We start from the raw sequence: 15,203 nt of genomic DNA on the forward strand, positions 1-15,203 counted from the left end.
TATTAAAAGAATCTCCTCGTTTTTTAGTAATTTATTAATTAGTTTTTATATACTACACGCTTAAACTTACTGACAGATACTGCTCCATATATTATAAATATTATCAAGCATATAACTAAACTTAGTATATATATACTAAATAAATTAGCCATCATTAATTCTCCTGCTAACCTCAATGCAAAATAGCTAGATATTGTTGCACTTAACATTGGTAAAGTATAAAAGATAGCTACTTCTTTAAGTATAGCTCTATTTATATCTTTTTCTGTAGTACCTATTTTCAATAAAATCTTGTATTTATCTTTATCTTCATATGCATCACTATATATTTTCATGTAAATTATACTTCCAGCCACAAGTGCAAATACTAAGAATAAAAATACAAGCACTACATATGCAAACTTCATCCATTGACTTTCATTTTGAGCTTTATATCCATTTTGAATATAACCATTTTTTAAACTTAGATTCTTTTCAATATTTTTAAACATCACCTGGCTATTTTCTTCTTTAGATATTTTTGCCCCATAAAAATATACTTGTTGTCCTTTATTTCTTAATTTGAAATATGTATCATCATTTACTACTATGATACTTTGATTAAATCCTGTGCCTAACACTGGAACTTTTACTTCTCCCTTTGAAATATTATATAAATGTCCATCAAGGGTTACATGAGCTTCTTTTGTAGCTACTGTTACTATAGTTTGAGGGCTTTTTAACTCTATTACATTATCTCCTCTAACTAGCTTATCACCATACTCTTTTAATTCTTCATCATGACCATTTTCTTTAAGGATATTGCTAAAATCGCTATATTTTATTATAGCATTAGTTTTGTCATAAACATTCTTACTATCTGTGTTTTCTAAAATTGTTAGCTCTGGGTTTACTGAATATTTTATCTTATTAGTATCTTTTATTATATTCTCTATTTGTGTTTTATTCACTTCATCTTTGTCCAATGAAACTATACTGACAGTATATACATTTCTTTGCTCTTGAGCATTTTGATGTATAAATTTCATTGCAACTGATGCTCCAAGAGTAGATATTGTAGTGGTTATAATTATTGCTATTATAGCATAAGTTTTATAGTTTTTATTTAATCTGTAATTTATATTGTTTATTGCAATTATATTGTTTCCATTAAATAATATTTTTTTATTTTTTATTATAATATCAAATATAACAGGAACAACTGATTTAAATAGTCCATAAGTCCCAACTATTATTATAGCTATAACAGGTATTACACTCATTATATTTCCAGTCCTTATATTAGTAGAAAGGTAATAACCATATCCTATTACTATAATTGATATTATAGCTAAAATATATATCCCTATTCCTACTTTAGGTATTTTTTCTTGCTTTTTAGATGTATTAATTAGATTTATTACGCTACTTCTACATATTGTTATAAAACCTTTTATAGCCATTACTATAAATATAGAAATAAATATCAAAGTAGTATATAGTATAGCTTCCATGCTAAGTCCATTAGATACCTTTATATCAAATCCAGATAACTTTATTATCACTACTTGAAAAAATCTAGAAGTTATTATTCCTATAATTATTCCTGTTATACAAGAACTTACCCCTATAAGCATATTTTCTACAAAATATATTCTTCCTATCGTATATAAGTCTAACCCCATAAAAGACAATATCCCAATTTCTTTTGACCTATTTTTAAAAAATATATTTGTTGCATACCAGATGAAGAAAAATAAAAATACTGATAGTATCATTATTACAGCTATTAACACTGATAATGTAAAATTTTTATTTTCTCCTTGCAATACATTTATAGCATCACCATATCTTAATAATTCAAAATTAGTTAGTACAACTACTGAAAAAACCATAGATATAAAAAATGCTAGATACGTTCTTATATTACTCTTAAAATTATTATACGCAATTCCAAGTATACTCACTTACATGTCACCTCCCATAGAGGCCAACATATCCATAATTTTTTTATAAAATTCTTTTCTGTTACTTCCTTTGTTTAATTTGCACTTTATATTCCCATCATTTATCATGTATACTTCATTAGAATAACTTGCAGTTAGAGGGTCATGTGTAATCATTATAATAGTAGCATTATTTTCTCTATTTATTCTTTCTAATGATTCTAAAAGCTCATATGCTGACTTAGAGTCTAAAGCACCTGTTGGTTCATCTGCAAATATAACTGCTGGGTTTGTAATTAATGACCTAGCTGCTGCTCCTCTTTGTTTTTGCCCTCCTGATAACTGATAAGGATATTTATCTAAATGATTTTCTAATCCAAATTTTTTGGCTATAGAAAATACCTTAGCTTCTATTTCCTTACTTTTCTTTTTTCCTAATGCTAGAGGAAGTGCTATGTTATCCATTAACTTCATGTTATCTAATAAATTGTAGTCTTGAAATATAAATCCTATTTTTTCTCTTCTTAGTTTTGACAGTTCATTATTTTTTACTTTTGATATATTAATTCCATCTAGGATTATCTCTCCTGAAGTTTGTTTATCAAGTGTAGACATAAGATTTAGTAATGTTGTTTTCCCTGCACCAGATGGACCCATTATCGCTATAAAATCACCTTCATTGACTGTAAGAGATATATTTTTTAATACATTTGTTCTAAATCCTTTTATCCCATAATCTTTTGATATATTTTTTATTTTTAATATTTCTTTCATAATAATAGCCTCCAGTTGCTAATTTTTTAATATATGTTTATTTTAAAGGTTTTATATAAATAAATCCTTAAGCAAATATTACATTTTAACTGTTAACATTACACTTTCGTAACATAGGCAAAAAGGCTATTAAAGTATTTAGTCTATAACTTTATATTATCAATTTATATTTGAGATATGTTTTTTAGCACTCTCAAAATTGTTCACTACTCTAAAATTATTTGATTTATTTAGCTCTAGCATTAATTCTGAAAATCTCTTATTTATCCTGCTTTCATCATCAATAATTGCAACAACTTGTATCCTATAAGTCATAAATTTTTGTAATGCAATACCTGCTAATCCAGTTTTTAGATTTAAAAAATCATCTGAAAGTGAATTATTACTAAGCATAAGATAATTTATACCATGCTCCATACATATAGATATAATATCCATTATTTCTCCTTCAGAATTAAACTTACTCTCTAAAAAAATATATTTTCTGTCATTTTGTTCTTTTATATTATAATTCATTTTTATTCCTCATTTCTGTTTTAAATGTTTTCTATTAATATGGATATAGAACCTAACATATCCTCAATAAACTTTATATCTCCCCATAACATAACTCTAAGCCTATTTTCATTTTCATTATATTTCAAGTTAATAGTGGAGCCACTTGACATTGAGGTCGGATTATTTACAAGTGCCAAAAGTAAGTTTGATAAACGTGAGTATTCATTATTCGAGATACTATTTATATCAACTACTGTAGATACATTAACCTTTGGAATACATCCTAGTTCCTTATATGAATTCAATTTAAATTCTAAACCATTATTCTCATCACTCTTTACATCCATAAACCTATCTAAATCTTCTTTTGATATTCTCCATTGTTTGCCAACTTTATTAGCTTTTAATTTTTCATCTTTTATAAATTTTCTTATTGTCTTATGATGCATTTCTAAAATCTCTGCAACTTGGTCTATTGTATAAAACTTTTCGTCCATAATTACACTTACCTTTCATTTGATAATAACAATATATTAATTTAGAAATATCAAAAAGTCAAATTTATTTTGTATTTTATTGCTATTTATTAGACTTTAATATACTTTAATTCCATCTTATTGCATTCTAACATTTTCTAGTAACTTATTATAATATCTTTACTAAACTTATAAATTAAATTGTTTAATCATGTACGACTATAATGAAAAATCTCTTAAGTAAAAAAGCAATTTGAAAAAATTTAAAATCTTTTCAAATTGCTTTTCACAGTGTATTTTTACATTTTTATATTTCAATATTTCAACTAACAAGATAACTTTTAAAAGCTTTCTAATTCTTAATATTTTCAAGCTCTAGTACCTTTTTTATACAATTATCATCTTCAAAATTCTTAGTTCTATCACAATCTCTCACTTTAAAGTCTGGAATAGTTTTAAATTCTTCATCACATACTCCATTCTTATTTAAATACATACAACTCGCCATTCTAACTATCAGACCACTATTTTTTAAGTTAAACAATACAGGGTCTATACATCCACCATCTCCTCCAGTAGTTTCACCTACTAAAGTAGCAAATTTAGTTTCCTTACAAAACATAGCAAATGCCTCTGATGATGAATATATTTTTTTATCTACAAGCAAATATATATTGCCTTTAAACTTTAAGTCACTTTTCGATTTTATGGTATAGGAAGTATTTTCAAAACCACTAAAATCTTTCATAATCTCTTCTGGTGCATTTTTCTTTATGTTTGTTGGTAAGTTTTCTACAGGTTCTAATTTTATATTTCTTACACTTGTATATTTTTTTACTATTTCATTATTATTTCTATAGATTCTATATCCATTTATTTTAACATCATTTTTTATAAGTTTAGATACAATTCCTTGCCAATATCTATCACTTCCACCTGAATTTCCTCTTATATCTATAATTAAAGCTTTATGTTTTTCTAGAGTATTAATATATGCTTCAATTGCTTTTAAATCATTGTCTATAGGTCCATGCTTTGATGACATAGATGGTAGATACATGTATCCTACTTTACCTTTGATTACATCTTCCAAAATTAATTCTTTTTTCTCAAAAATATCCTTTGGAGCTTTTATTTTAGGATTTATAGAATTGTATCTATCAACAACTTTTTCATCATTAAGAAAATCGTACCAATCATTATTAGAATATGATTTCTTAAAAAGCTCATATCGTTTTTTATTATCGATTACCTCTGTATGTTTGTTATTTAATTCAGATAATATGGATGACATTTCTTCTAAAAATTCTTCATCATTTTCAGTACTCTTTATTCTTTTTATATATTCGTCCTTATTTTCTAACCAATCAGTATTATTAATTCTTTTATTTACATTTAAATAAGGATATCCTGTTTTTATAACATTATATACATGTTTAAAATCATCCATCTTTTCTTCTTCAGATAGTTGATTCTTTTGGGAATAAGTAGAATTACCTAATAAAATTATAAATGTTAAAATAATTACTAAAAACAATATTTTCTTTTTCATATAGTTATCATCAACTTTCAAATTTTATATTTTAATATATTAGTACCATCATAAATCTCTAACAATAATATTTAAACTTTATTATAATTCGTATATTAGTTAGGCATCTTTAATATCTTAATATTCTTATCGTAAATAGAAATTACTATTCTTATCTTTTTTAATTTATTTTAACTCAAAATAACTTCAAACAAATCAAAATGTAAGGGTCAAATAATTACTACATTTTATCATATACCTAAAGTATTTGTAAAAATAGATAAATTATTTTACTATTTTAGGGAACAATTACTATCAAGAAATCAACATAAAACTTCAGAATAGGAGAGATATATATGGTATTTTTTATAGTAGGATTTATAGCCTCTATTATAGGTGCAATTTCTGGTCTTGGTGGCGGAATTATCATAAAACCAGTACTAGATGCAGTAACTGAACTAGATGCTTCAGTTATAAACTTTTTATCAACATGTGCAGTATTTACTATGTCTTGTTCTGCTGTTACTAAACATATTAAATATAAAACTAAATTTGAAAAACCTACGACTGTCCTACTTGGAATAGGTGCAATTTTAGGTGGTTTAATTGGTACTGAGATATTTGAATTTATAGTTGATTTTATTAACAAAGATAGGTTTATAAAGCTAATTCAAAATGGACTCCTTTTGTCTTTATTAGTAATTATACTGGTGTACATAAATCTACCTAACAAAAAACAATTCCATATAAAGAATCGTATATTTACAGTTTTACTTGGATATACTCTAGGAATGATTTCATCTTTTTTAGGAATAGGTGGAGGCCCTATAAATATAACTGCTCTGACATTATTTTTCTCAATGAATTTAAAGAGTGCATCTGTTAACTCAATAATACTAATACTATTCTCACAAGCTTCAAAGATAATAACTCTATTAATTTCAAAGTCAATACCTTCAGGACTTGAAATATCGATGTTACTATATATAATTCCAGCTGCAATCTTAGGTGGAATATTCGGTACAACTATTAATAAAAAAATAAATAAAAGTAATTTAATCATTGCTTATAATTCAGTCATGTTATTCGTTATAATGACATGTCTGTGGAATATAATAAGATTATTTTAAAGGAGAGACTATAAATGAACAAAACTAATTTATTTGAAACAGTTAAAAATGCTTATATCTATGGATATCCAATAGTAGGTATGTATGAATTACTCTATACACAAATTATTAACCCAAAGACTAAGACAACAAATTTTAATGAATTTGCTCATACTGCCACTGTAGCATCACCAAAAACATCATTTATACCAGCACCAAACAATGATACAACATATTCAAGAGCTTGGCTAGACTTACGTGAACAACCAGCAGTAATAGAAGTTCCAGACACCAATGATAGATACTACTCTATACAGTTATTAGACTTATTTACAGAAACAATTACTAATATTGGTAGAAGATTAACTGGGACAAAATCAAATAAATTTACTGTTATTGGACCAGATTGGAATGGTGATTTACCTAAAGATACCAATGTAATTAAAAGTGATACACCTTTTGCACTAGCATTTTTAAGGGTTCTTATCAATGATAAAAATGATGTTCAGGAAGTTAAAGATATACAAAACAAGTTTAGAATACATAGACTCTCCGAGATGTCTAACAAGACACATCATGATGACCATGATACCAAAGATTTGCCAATATATAAAAATTCAAATTACCATGAATTTTTTGAAACCCTTAATAGCATACTTTTATTAATCCCAACCTTAAAAACTAGAACAGACATATTATCATCAAAACAGCTAAAAGAAGTTCCTGATGATATATTAAATGAAGCTTGTAATAGTGCGAAAAAACTTATTAATGAAGGTGGCTTAGCATTTGGAGAATCCCATAACTTCTGGAGAGTTGCTCGAAAAGGTATTGGTAATTATGGAGAAGATTATTTACAACGTTCAGTAGTGTGGCATAAAGGTGCTTTAGCTAATCAACCAGAAGAATCTTTATACCCAAGCACTTTCCAAGATAGTACTGGTCAATTTTTAGATGGAAATTTTGATTATGAGATAAAGTTCAATAAAAATGAACTTCCTCCTGTTAGCCAATTTTGGTCATTAACGATGTATTTGTTTAAAAATGCGTTCTTAGTAGATAATGAAATTGACCGCTACTCTATTGGAGACCGTACAAAAGGACTATTTTACGACGAAGATGGTTCACTAACCATATATATACAAAATAAATCACCTAAAGATAAAAATAAAATATCAAACTGGCTACCATCACCTAAAGATAAATTTTACATGACACTAAGATTATATGGCCCAAGTGAAGATGCCATTTTAGGTAAATGGCTACCTCCAGTTGTTACTAGAGTAAACCAATAAATTTGTTAATATTTAAAAGGAGTTATATTCATGAGTAATTTTGCTTATACTGAAAAATCAAAATTTGTTAATCCTAGATTAACAGAGCATTCTAAAACAATGGAACAGAAAATTTATAAAACAGGCGAAAATGTATATAGTGCAGTTGGTTTTGGATTATCTTATCCTGTTATGATTGAAGGAACTGATGGAATTATAATTATTGACCCAGGTGAGACTATTGAAATGATGGAAGAAATCATGAAGCATTTTCGTAAGATTACTGATAAACCTATTAAAGCTGTGATAATATCTCATAATCATGGGGACCATTGGGGTGGTATGAGTGTTTGTGTGAGTCAAGAACAAAGCCAAAGTAAAGAAGTTCTAGTTATTGTTGATGAAACATTTATAAAACACTTCTCACAAGCTAGTGGAGAACTACTAGATATTAGAATGGGAAGAGCTGTTTGGATGTATGGCTCTATACTTCCTAAAGGAGAACATGGTTATGTTAATTTAGGATGTGGACCAGTTTTATCAAAAGGTTCTAATAAATTTATTGAACCGAATACATTTTCATCTGTTGAAGATGGATTACAGATAACTATATCAGGAGTTGATTTAGAACTATTCCACTGTGAAGCTGAGACAGAAGATGCTATGTGTATATTTTTACCTAATGAGAAGATAATGTTTGTTGGAGATGCTGTCCAAGGTGAAATATTCCCTAATATATATACTGTTAGAGGTACTGTCCGCGATGCCAAGAAATGGTACACAGGGATTGATAAAATTCGTGAATATCAACCACATTATTTAGTTGGAACTCATATGAGACCCTTACATGGTAAAGATGAATGTAATTCCCTTCTAACAGATTATAGAGATGCTATACAATATACTCATGACCAAGCTGTTAGACTTATAAATATGGGGTATACTCCTGATTATGCAATAAATGAGTTAGGAAAACTTCCTCCTCATCTATTTCAAAGAGAACGTCTAGGTGAATTTTATGGAACATTTAAGCAGGGAATCAAGGCTGTTTATGACCAGTATATAGGTTGGTTTAATGGTGAGGCAAGTAAATTAAATCCTATTTATCCTAAAGATGCAGCTAAAAAATATGTAAAAATTATGGGTGGTCGTGAAATAATATTAGCTGAGGCTAAAAAAGCTATCCATGAAGAAGATTATGAATGGGCTACAGAGATATTAAATTATCCTATACGTATAGATAATAATGATATGGAGGCTAGAAGACTTAAAGCAACTGCTATTCGTATGCTTGGATACCAAACAGAAAATGCTACTTGGCGTAATTGGTATTTGACTAGTGCTATGGCATTAGATGGATGCTTTGAACAGATAGTAAATCAAGTTGGAGCTAATGCTGGATTTCCTCCATTTTCAAACTCATTTATAGGTCTAACATCCAAAGCTATGTTTGAATCTTTTAAGGTTAAATTAAATGGCCCTAAAAGTTCTGATGTTCATATGACACTACTTGCATGTGTGACTGATACTAATGAAACATTTAAGCTAGAGTTACGTAGAGGGATTGTTGAAATACATAATCAGGATAGTGACATAAAAGCTGATGTTTCAATTAATTCTTCTAAAGAAACTTGGGCAAAATTAATTACAAAAGAACTCTCAATTATTCAAGCTATTGAAAATGGTCTAGTTCAATGTGATAACCCTAAAAAAGCTCAAGATTATTTAGACTTATTTGATAAGTTTACTCCATTTGTAAATATGCCATTTTGGTTGCAGTAAATTTTAAAATACCTATTTTGAATTTGTTATTTCAAAATAGGTATTTTATTATGATTTTAATTTGATTTTGTATTTTATAGATTATATCTACTTCTTAGATATTGTATCTACTTCATATATATATCTATTAAGTATAGCTTCTAGCATTTCTTGTCTTCCAGACTTATTCTTTATTACTGGCATTTGTAGTGCATAAATTTCTAATTCTTTAAATCCAACTTTACCATCTACTATGTCTTTACCTATACCTTCACCAAAGCTTGAGTATCTTTCTTTAGTAAAGTTTTCAAATACCTCATCTTCTAATAATTTATGAGCTACTAATAATCCCTTTGCAAATGTATCCATACCTGCAATATATGCTAGGAATAAGTCTTCCACTTCAAAAGATGCTCTTCTTACTTTAGAATCGAAATTGAAGCCTCCTGGAGCTATTCCCCCTTGTTTTAACACTTCATACATAGCAAGTGTTGCATCATATATATTTGTTGGAAACTGGTCTGTATCCCACCCTAATAATAGGTCTCCTTGATTCGCATCTATACTTCCTAAAACATCATTTATTCTTGCCATATTCAATTCATGCTGGAAAGTATGTCCTGCAAGTGTAGCATGGTTTGCTTCTATATTCATTTTGAAGTATTTATCTAGATTATACTTTCTCAAAAATCCCAAAACAGTAGCAGTATCAAAATCATATTGATGTTTAGTTGGCTCTTTTGGTTTAGGTTCTATTAAAAACTGCCCAGTAAATCCTATTTCTTTAGCATAATCTACAGCCATTTGTAGAAATCTTGCAAAGTTGTCCATTTCAAGCTCTGTATTAGTGTTAAGTAAAGTTTCATAACCCTCTCTTCCACCCCAGAATACAAAGTTTTCTCCTCCCAAATACTTAGTTATTTCCATGGCTTTCTTAACTTGAGCTGCTGCATAAGCGTAAACATTAGCATTACATGTTGTAGATGCACCATGAACAAATCTTGGGTTTCCAAACATATTAGCAGTTCCCCATAATAACTTTATACCTGTTTCTTTCATCTTAACTTTTATGTATTCAACTATTTCATCTAATATCTTGTTTGTTTCTTCTAAATTTTTGCCTTCTGGAGCTATATCTCTGTCATGAAAACAGAAATACTCAATTCCCATTTTAGACATAAATTCAAATCCTGCATCAACTTTAATCTTTGCAATTTCAATTGGGTCTGTTATATTATTCCAAGGTCTCTCCACTGTACCTACTCCAAATGGGTCATTACCTTCTCCGCATAAAGTATGCCAGTAACTCATTGCAAATCTTAAGTGCTCTTTCATAGTCTTATTTCCTACTACTTGTTCAGGATTGTAGTATCTAAATGCTAACTCATTGTTAGATTGTGCTCCTTCAAAGTTTATCTGTCCTATTCCTTTAAATATTTCACTCATTTCATATCCTCCTAATGTTTTACACATATGATGTATGTAATATTTTTCTCAATTTAAACTATCTTTTATTTTCATTCTTAAAATATTTTTATTCTTCATCTTTAAAATTAACTACTTCATCTAATAATTTAAAATCATCTTTTAAAGATTTATATATCTTTTTATACAATCTATGATATCTCTTGTATGTATCTACATTTTGATTTATTGGCTCTAATTTAGTTGAAGTTTTTATTATAGTCTCACAAGCTTTCTGGACATTTTCGTATATACCAGCTCCTACTAATGCAAGAATTGCAACTCCTAGTGCTGGCCCTTCACTTGAATTTATAGTATATACATCTTGATTAAACAGGTCTGCTTGCATCTGTCTCCATACTTTACTTTTTCCACCTCCACCTGAGGCTCTTACTTCATTTACTTCTATATTAAGTTTTTCTATTATATCCATACAATCTTTTAGACTATATGAAACGCCCTCCATAATTGCCCTTGCCATTTCTCTTTTAGAATGTATTGGAGATAATCCAAAGAATACTCCTCTTGCATAAGGGTCGAGATGAGGAGTTCTCTCCCCCATCATGTATGGTAGATAAAGTAATCCATTACATCCTGTTGGTACTTGACTTACTTGACTATTTATAATTTCATATACATCTTTACCTAAAGAGTTTGACACTTCCAGCTCGCTTTGACAGAAATTATCTTTAAACCATTTTAGTGACAATCCAGCTCCTTGAGTAACTCCCATAACATGCCATGTATTTGGTATTGCATGACAAAAAGTATGAACTCTACCTTCCTTATCAATTTTCGGTTCCTTTGTATATGCAAAAACTACACCAGATGTACCAATAGTAGATGAAACTATTCCATCTTTAACTATTCCATTTCCTATTGCTCCTGCTGCTTGGTCTCCAGCTCCACCTACAACTATTGTTCCTTCTTTAAGTCCTGTTAAGTTTGCTACTTCCCTAGTCACATATCCTGTAATCTCTTGAGATTCATAAACTTTGCCTAAAAGACTTTTATCTATATTTAACTTGTCTAGTACTTCATTACTCCAATTTCTTTTTCTTATATCAAGTAACTGCATACCACTCGCATCTGATACTTCTGTAGCATATTCGCCTATTAATTTGTATCTTATATAATCTTTTGGAAGAAGTATTTTATTAGTATTTTTATAAATGTCAGGCTCATTATTTCTAACCCACAATATTTTTGATGCTGTAAATCCTGTAAGCGCTGGATTGGCAGTTATTTCAATCAATCTTTCTTTACCTACCAAATCAGTTATCTCTTCACATTCTTTTACTGTACGTTGGTCACACCATATTATAGAGTTTCTTAGGGTATTCCCTTCTTTATCTAGCATAACTAAACCATGCATCTGTCCTGATAATCCAATTCCTTTTATACATTCACTGCTTATATCTGAACTTTGAATTACATGTCTTATAGATTCAACTACAGCTTCCCACCAATCATTTGCATCCTGTTCTGCCCAACCTGCTTTCTCTTGTATAAGAGGATATTCATATGTACAACTTTCTATAGTATTTCCTAGTTTATCAAATAAGACTGTCTTAGTACCTGATGTACCAATATCTACACCTAATACATACTCCAACTTCATCCCTCCTTGAGACATCACTTAATAATTATCGTTTTCCTAATTCAAATTTTTTATATTTTAGGCATATTTTACTTGCTTTATTTTTGTTAGTATATTAAACTAACTTATGAACTAATAATAAAATATTTAATTATCTTTGTCAATGCAAAATAGCCTTTTATTTTTGTCTAAAAAGTATTACAATATTATTTTAAGGAGGAATATCAAATTGGTTACTGATAAATACACTATTCGAGAAATGAATGAAAGATTGGTACTTGAACAAATTATAAAGAATGGTCCTATTTCTAGAGCAAGTATAGCCTCTACTATAGGATTAAATAAAGCAACTATATCTGCTATTACCAAAAAACTTATCGATGAGTCTCTGATTCATGAAATAGGAATTGGAAATAGTACTCATAGTGGCGGAAGAAAGCCCATACTTTTAGTATTCAACAAATGTGCAGGGATTTCTTTAAGTATGGATATTGGATATGACTATATATTTTCTTCTCTATCTTACTTAGATGGGACTATTATAAAATCTAAGAAATTAATGGATATACAAGTAAATAAAGATAATGTTATACAATTAATAGATGAAATTATAGATAGCTATAACATATCCAAAATAGATACTCCTTATAATGTAATAGGGCTTACTTTAGCTATACATGGGATTACTTGTGAAAATAACATATTATTCACTCCATATTATAACCTCAATGAGATTGATTTATATGGTATCCTAAGTAAAAAATACGACTTCCCTATTCATATAGAAAACGAAGCAAACTTAACAGCTTTAGCTGAGAGTACTTTTTCAACTGTACATAATTCACTACTTAGTCTTAGTATTCATAGTGGATTTGGTTCAGGCATTATAATAAACAATAAATTATATAGTGGTAGAAATGGCATGAGTGGCGAAATTGGTCACACTATTATCATGCCTAATGGTAAACTATGTCCTTGTGGAAATCGTGGTTGTTTAGAACAATACTGTTCAGAGAAGAAAGTGTTTGAACAAATTTGTTCTTTAGAAAATATTCCTAAAATAGACCCTGATATGGTAAAACAACTATACTATGAAGATAATGAGAATACTAAAAAAGTTATCCATGAGTTTTGTAGTTATCTATCACTAGCTATAAACAACGCTATTGCAACTTATGCTCCTGAGATAATATATTTAAACAGCCAAATAATCAGAAATATACCTGAAATATTAGAGATTACAAAAGATATGCTAGTTAGCTCTTTTAACAAAGGCATAAATATAGAAATTTCATCGTTAGGTTCTGAGGCATCTCTATATGGTGGCTCTGCTGTCAATATTAAAAGCTTCTTAAATATACAAAACCTAACTTTGATGAATGAAATAAATGATAAAATAGCTGTATTATAATATTGAATACTCTGAGAACTAGCTTATTTAAGCTAGTTACATTTTTTAATATCAAATTGAATCTATCTATTACTTTTACTGTAATAGGCTAAAAAATACAACTACATCTAAATCAGCATTTACAACAGATGAATCACTTCATAAGTCACTTTATTTAATAGCTTTAAGTTATATAAGTGAATTCAAAGTCTTAGAAACTGACCTAAATTATTAAATCAATAAAATATTCATCTTAATTAAATATTAGTTATAGTAATTATGAAATTCAAAAAAGTTAAGAATATCTTCATACATGTTCTATTTTTATAAGGATATAAATAATCTTAAATAAGGGTTATGACTATATAGCCATAACTCCTTTAAATTGTATATTCCAAAATCAAATTTATTCTGTAGTTAATACAAAATTATTTGCATTCTTTTCTCAGAAGTTATATATTAATTAAATCTTAATATATATTGTATTTATTCATCATCAGATAATAAACTTGCGGTTGGCTCAACAATAGAAATATTATCTTTACCTACTTTCTCCAGTTTTACTGCTAATTCTTTTGTGTCTGAAAAAGCTGATTCAACAACCATACCTAAATTTAGCCCTGAAATAATCTTAATTCTGTTATCACTACTAGCCTCTAATAACGCTGCATTGCATGGTGTTCCACCTAGTAAATCTACCATTATAACTATTTCTGAACTTTCCTTGTATACTTCCAAAGCCTTTTTAAGTTTTTTTATTGTTCCTTCAATTCCATCATCTTGTTTCATATTTACAGTAGGATAATCTATAGAATTTCCTATTATCATTTTTGCAGAATTTAATACTTCTTCAGCCATATTTCCATGACTCATTAAAATAATACTATTCATTTTAATACACCTCTCTAAATCTATAAAATATCTACAAGATAAGTTTTCTTGTCATCAGGTGTCATTATAGTTGTTATTTCAATTCCTTCATCTAAAAGTTTTTTAAATGCTTCTTTCTCTTCCTCTGTAACACTGATATTAGGTTTTAATACTGTTGTATCTTTTCTACTTGACATATTTCCTACATTTATATTGTGTATTTTTAATCCAGCTTCTACAAATGGAATAAGGTCAACAGGAGACTTAACAATTAATAATACATTTTGCCCTTCATACTTTCCAGCAGTAATATTTTTTATAGCAGTCTCTTCTGTAATTATAGATGATGCTATTCCAGCAGGTGTAGCCATTCTTAGAACTTGTTTTTGAACAGAATTATTAGCTACTGCATCATTTACTACCATTAATCTTGTAACACCTAACTTATTACTCCACATAGTTGCAACTTGACCATGGATTAAACGGTCATCTATACGAATATTTTTTATACCTTTCATTTCCATATCTAAT

The 15,203-nt window shown here is 28.4% G+C and carries 13 protein-coding genes; 4 read left to right on the plus strand and 9 right to left on the minus strand.

Features of this window, described 5'->3' with window-relative positions; all coding sequences use genetic code 11:
• Nucleotides 1-38: 38 nt before the first annotated feature.
• The 5 genes from KGF38_RS00580 to KGF38_RS00600 all read right to left on the minus strand — a co-directional run bounded on the left by KGF38_RS00580 (nucleotide 39) and on the right by KGF38_RS00600 (nucleotide 5,246).
• Nucleotides 39-1,946, minus strand: a complete 1,908-nt coding sequence (locus KGF38_RS00580; RefSeq protein WP_054277530.1) for an FtsX-like permease family protein — start codon at nucleotides 1,944-1,946, stop codon at nucleotides 39-41.
• Nucleotides 1,947-2,699, minus strand: coding sequence for an ABC transporter ATP-binding protein (locus KGF38_RS00585; RefSeq protein WP_054271565.1), 753 nt, complete (start codon nucleotides 2,697-2,699; stop codon nucleotides 1,947-1,949).
• A gap of 159 nt (nucleotides 2,700-2,858) precedes the next feature.
• Nucleotides 2,859-3,215 (minus strand): DUF4180 domain-containing protein, encoded by a 357-nt coding sequence (locus KGF38_RS00590; protein WP_054271566.1) that lies wholly within the window; start codon nucleotides 3,213-3,215, stop codon nucleotides 2,859-2,861.
• 20 nt (nucleotides 3,216-3,235) lie between these two features.
• Nucleotides 3,236-3,694 (minus strand): helix-turn-helix domain-containing protein, encoded by a 459-nt coding sequence (locus KGF38_RS00595; protein WP_054271567.1) that lies wholly within the window; start codon nucleotides 3,692-3,694, stop codon nucleotides 3,236-3,238.
• Between the two features lie 331 nt (nucleotides 3,695-4,025).
• On the minus strand, nucleotides 4,026-5,246 hold the full coding sequence (locus KGF38_RS00600) for a S41 family peptidase (protein WP_227832065.1): 1,221 nt from the start codon (nucleotides 5,244-5,246) through the stop codon (nucleotides 4,026-4,028).
• A 314-nt stretch (nucleotides 5,247-5,560) separates the two neighbouring features.
• Between KGF38_RS00600 and KGF38_RS00605 the strand changes: the two genes are divergently transcribed.
• The 3 genes from KGF38_RS00605 to KGF38_RS00615 are packed head-to-tail and all read left to right on the plus strand — an operon-like array spanning nucleotide 5,561 to nucleotide 9,369.
• The gene (locus KGF38_RS00605) at nucleotides 5,561-6,334 is read left to right on the plus strand and encodes a sulfite exporter TauE/SafE family protein (protein WP_054271569.1); all 774 of its coding nucleotides are present in this window, start codon (nucleotides 5,561-5,563) and stop codon (nucleotides 6,332-6,334) included.
• A gap of 14 nt (nucleotides 6,335-6,348) precedes the next feature.
• Nucleotides 6,349-7,608, plus strand: coding sequence for a DUF1254 domain-containing protein (locus KGF38_RS00610; RefSeq protein ID WP_227832066.1), 1,260 nt, complete (start codon nucleotides 6,349-6,351; stop codon nucleotides 7,606-7,608).
• 30 nt (nucleotides 7,609-7,638) lie between these two features.
• On the plus strand, nucleotides 7,639-9,369 hold the full coding sequence (locus tag KGF38_RS00615; RefSeq protein ID WP_223153226.1) for an alkyl sulfatase dimerization domain-containing protein: 1,731 nt from the start codon (nucleotides 7,639-7,641) through the stop codon (nucleotides 9,367-9,369).
• Nucleotides 9,370-9,456: 87 nt separating this feature from the next.
• On the opposite strand, the gene xylA is transcribed toward KGF38_RS00615, so the two are convergent.
• Both xylA and xylB read right to left on the minus strand, forming a co-directional pair.
• A complete protein-coding gene (xylA, locus tag KGF38_RS00620) occupies nucleotides 9,457-10,794 on the minus strand; it encodes a xylose isomerase (RefSeq protein ID WP_227832067.1) in 1,338 nt (445 codons plus the stop codon).
• Nucleotides 10,795-10,882: 88 nt separating this feature from the next.
• Complete coding sequence (gene xylB, locus KGF38_RS00625) at nucleotides 10,883-12,433, minus strand: xylulokinase (protein ID WP_227832068.1); 1,551 nt, start codon at nucleotides 12,431-12,433, stop codon at nucleotides 10,883-10,885.
• A gap of 208 nt (nucleotides 12,434-12,641) precedes the next feature.
• Between xylB and KGF38_RS00630 the strand changes: the two genes are divergently transcribed.
• Nucleotides 12,642-13,823, plus strand: a complete 1,182-nt coding sequence (locus KGF38_RS00630) for an ROK family transcriptional regulator (RefSeq protein WP_227832069.1) — start codon at nucleotides 12,642-12,644, stop codon at nucleotides 13,821-13,823.
• Between the two features lie 465 nt (nucleotides 13,824-14,288).
• Here the strand turns inward: KGF38_RS00630 and KGF38_RS00635 are convergent, their stop codons facing one another.
• Together KGF38_RS00635 and KGF38_RS00640 are read right to left on the minus strand one after the other, a co-directional pair.
• On the minus strand, nucleotides 14,289-14,693 hold the full coding sequence (locus tag KGF38_RS00635) for a PTS sugar transporter subunit IIA (protein ID WP_227832070.1): 405 nt from the start codon (nucleotides 14,691-14,693) through the stop codon (nucleotides 14,289-14,291).
• 20 nt (nucleotides 14,694-14,713) lie between these two features.
• Complete coding sequence (locus KGF38_RS00640; RefSeq protein WP_044213929.1) at nucleotides 14,714-15,196, minus strand: PTS sugar transporter subunit IIB; 483 nt, start codon at nucleotides 15,194-15,196, stop codon at nucleotides 14,714-14,716.
• Between the last annotated feature and the right edge of the window lie 7 nt (nucleotides 15,197-15,203).

The organism is Clostridioides sp. ZZV14-6387 (assembly GCF_020657835.1).
Classification (GTDB): Bacteria; Bacillota; Clostridia; order Peptostreptococcales; family Peptostreptococcaceae; genus Clostridioides; species Clostridioides difficile_A.

What these genes read in the sequence shown, in the direction of transcription:
- KGF38_RS00610 (WP_227832066.1), top strand. Translation starts at nt 6,349, where the DNA reads ATGAACAAAACTAATTTATTTGAAACAGTTAAAAATGCTTATATCTAT.
- KGF38_RS00605 (WP_054271569.1), top strand. Translation starts at nt 5,561, where the DNA reads ATGGTATTTTTTATAGTAGGATTTATAGCCTCTATTATAGGTGCAATT.
- KGF38_RS00595 (WP_054271567.1), bottom strand. Translation starts at nt 3,694, where the DNA reads ATGGACGAAAAGTTTTATACAATAGACCAAGTTGCAGAGATTTTAGAA.
- KGF38_RS00640 (WP_044213929.1), bottom strand. Translation starts at nt 15,196, where the DNA reads ATGGAAATGAAAGGTATAAAAAATATTCGTATAGATGACCGTTTAATC.
- KGF38_RS00635 (WP_227832070.1), bottom strand. Translation starts at nt 14,693, where the DNA reads ATGAATAGTATTATTTTAATGAGTCATGGAAATATGGCTGAAGAAGTA.
- KGF38_RS00615 (WP_223153226.1), top strand. Translation starts at nt 7,639, where the DNA reads ATGAGTAATTTTGCTTATACTGAAAAATCAAAATTTGTTAATCCTAGA.
- xylB (WP_227832068.1), bottom strand. Translation starts at nt 12,433, where the DNA reads ATGAAGTTGGAGTATGTATTAGGTGTAGATATTGGTACATCAGGTACT.
- xylA (WP_227832067.1), bottom strand. Translation starts at nt 10,794, where the DNA reads ATGAGTGAAATATTTAAAGGAATAGGACAGATAAACTTTGAAGGAGCA.
- KGF38_RS00590 (WP_054271566.1), bottom strand. Translation starts at nt 3,215, where the DNA reads ATGAATTATAATATAAAAGAACAAAATGACAGAAAATATATTTTTTTA.
- KGF38_RS00585 (WP_054271565.1), bottom strand. Translation starts at nt 2,699, where the DNA reads ATGAAAGAAATATTAAAAATAAAAAATATATCAAAAGATTATGGGATA.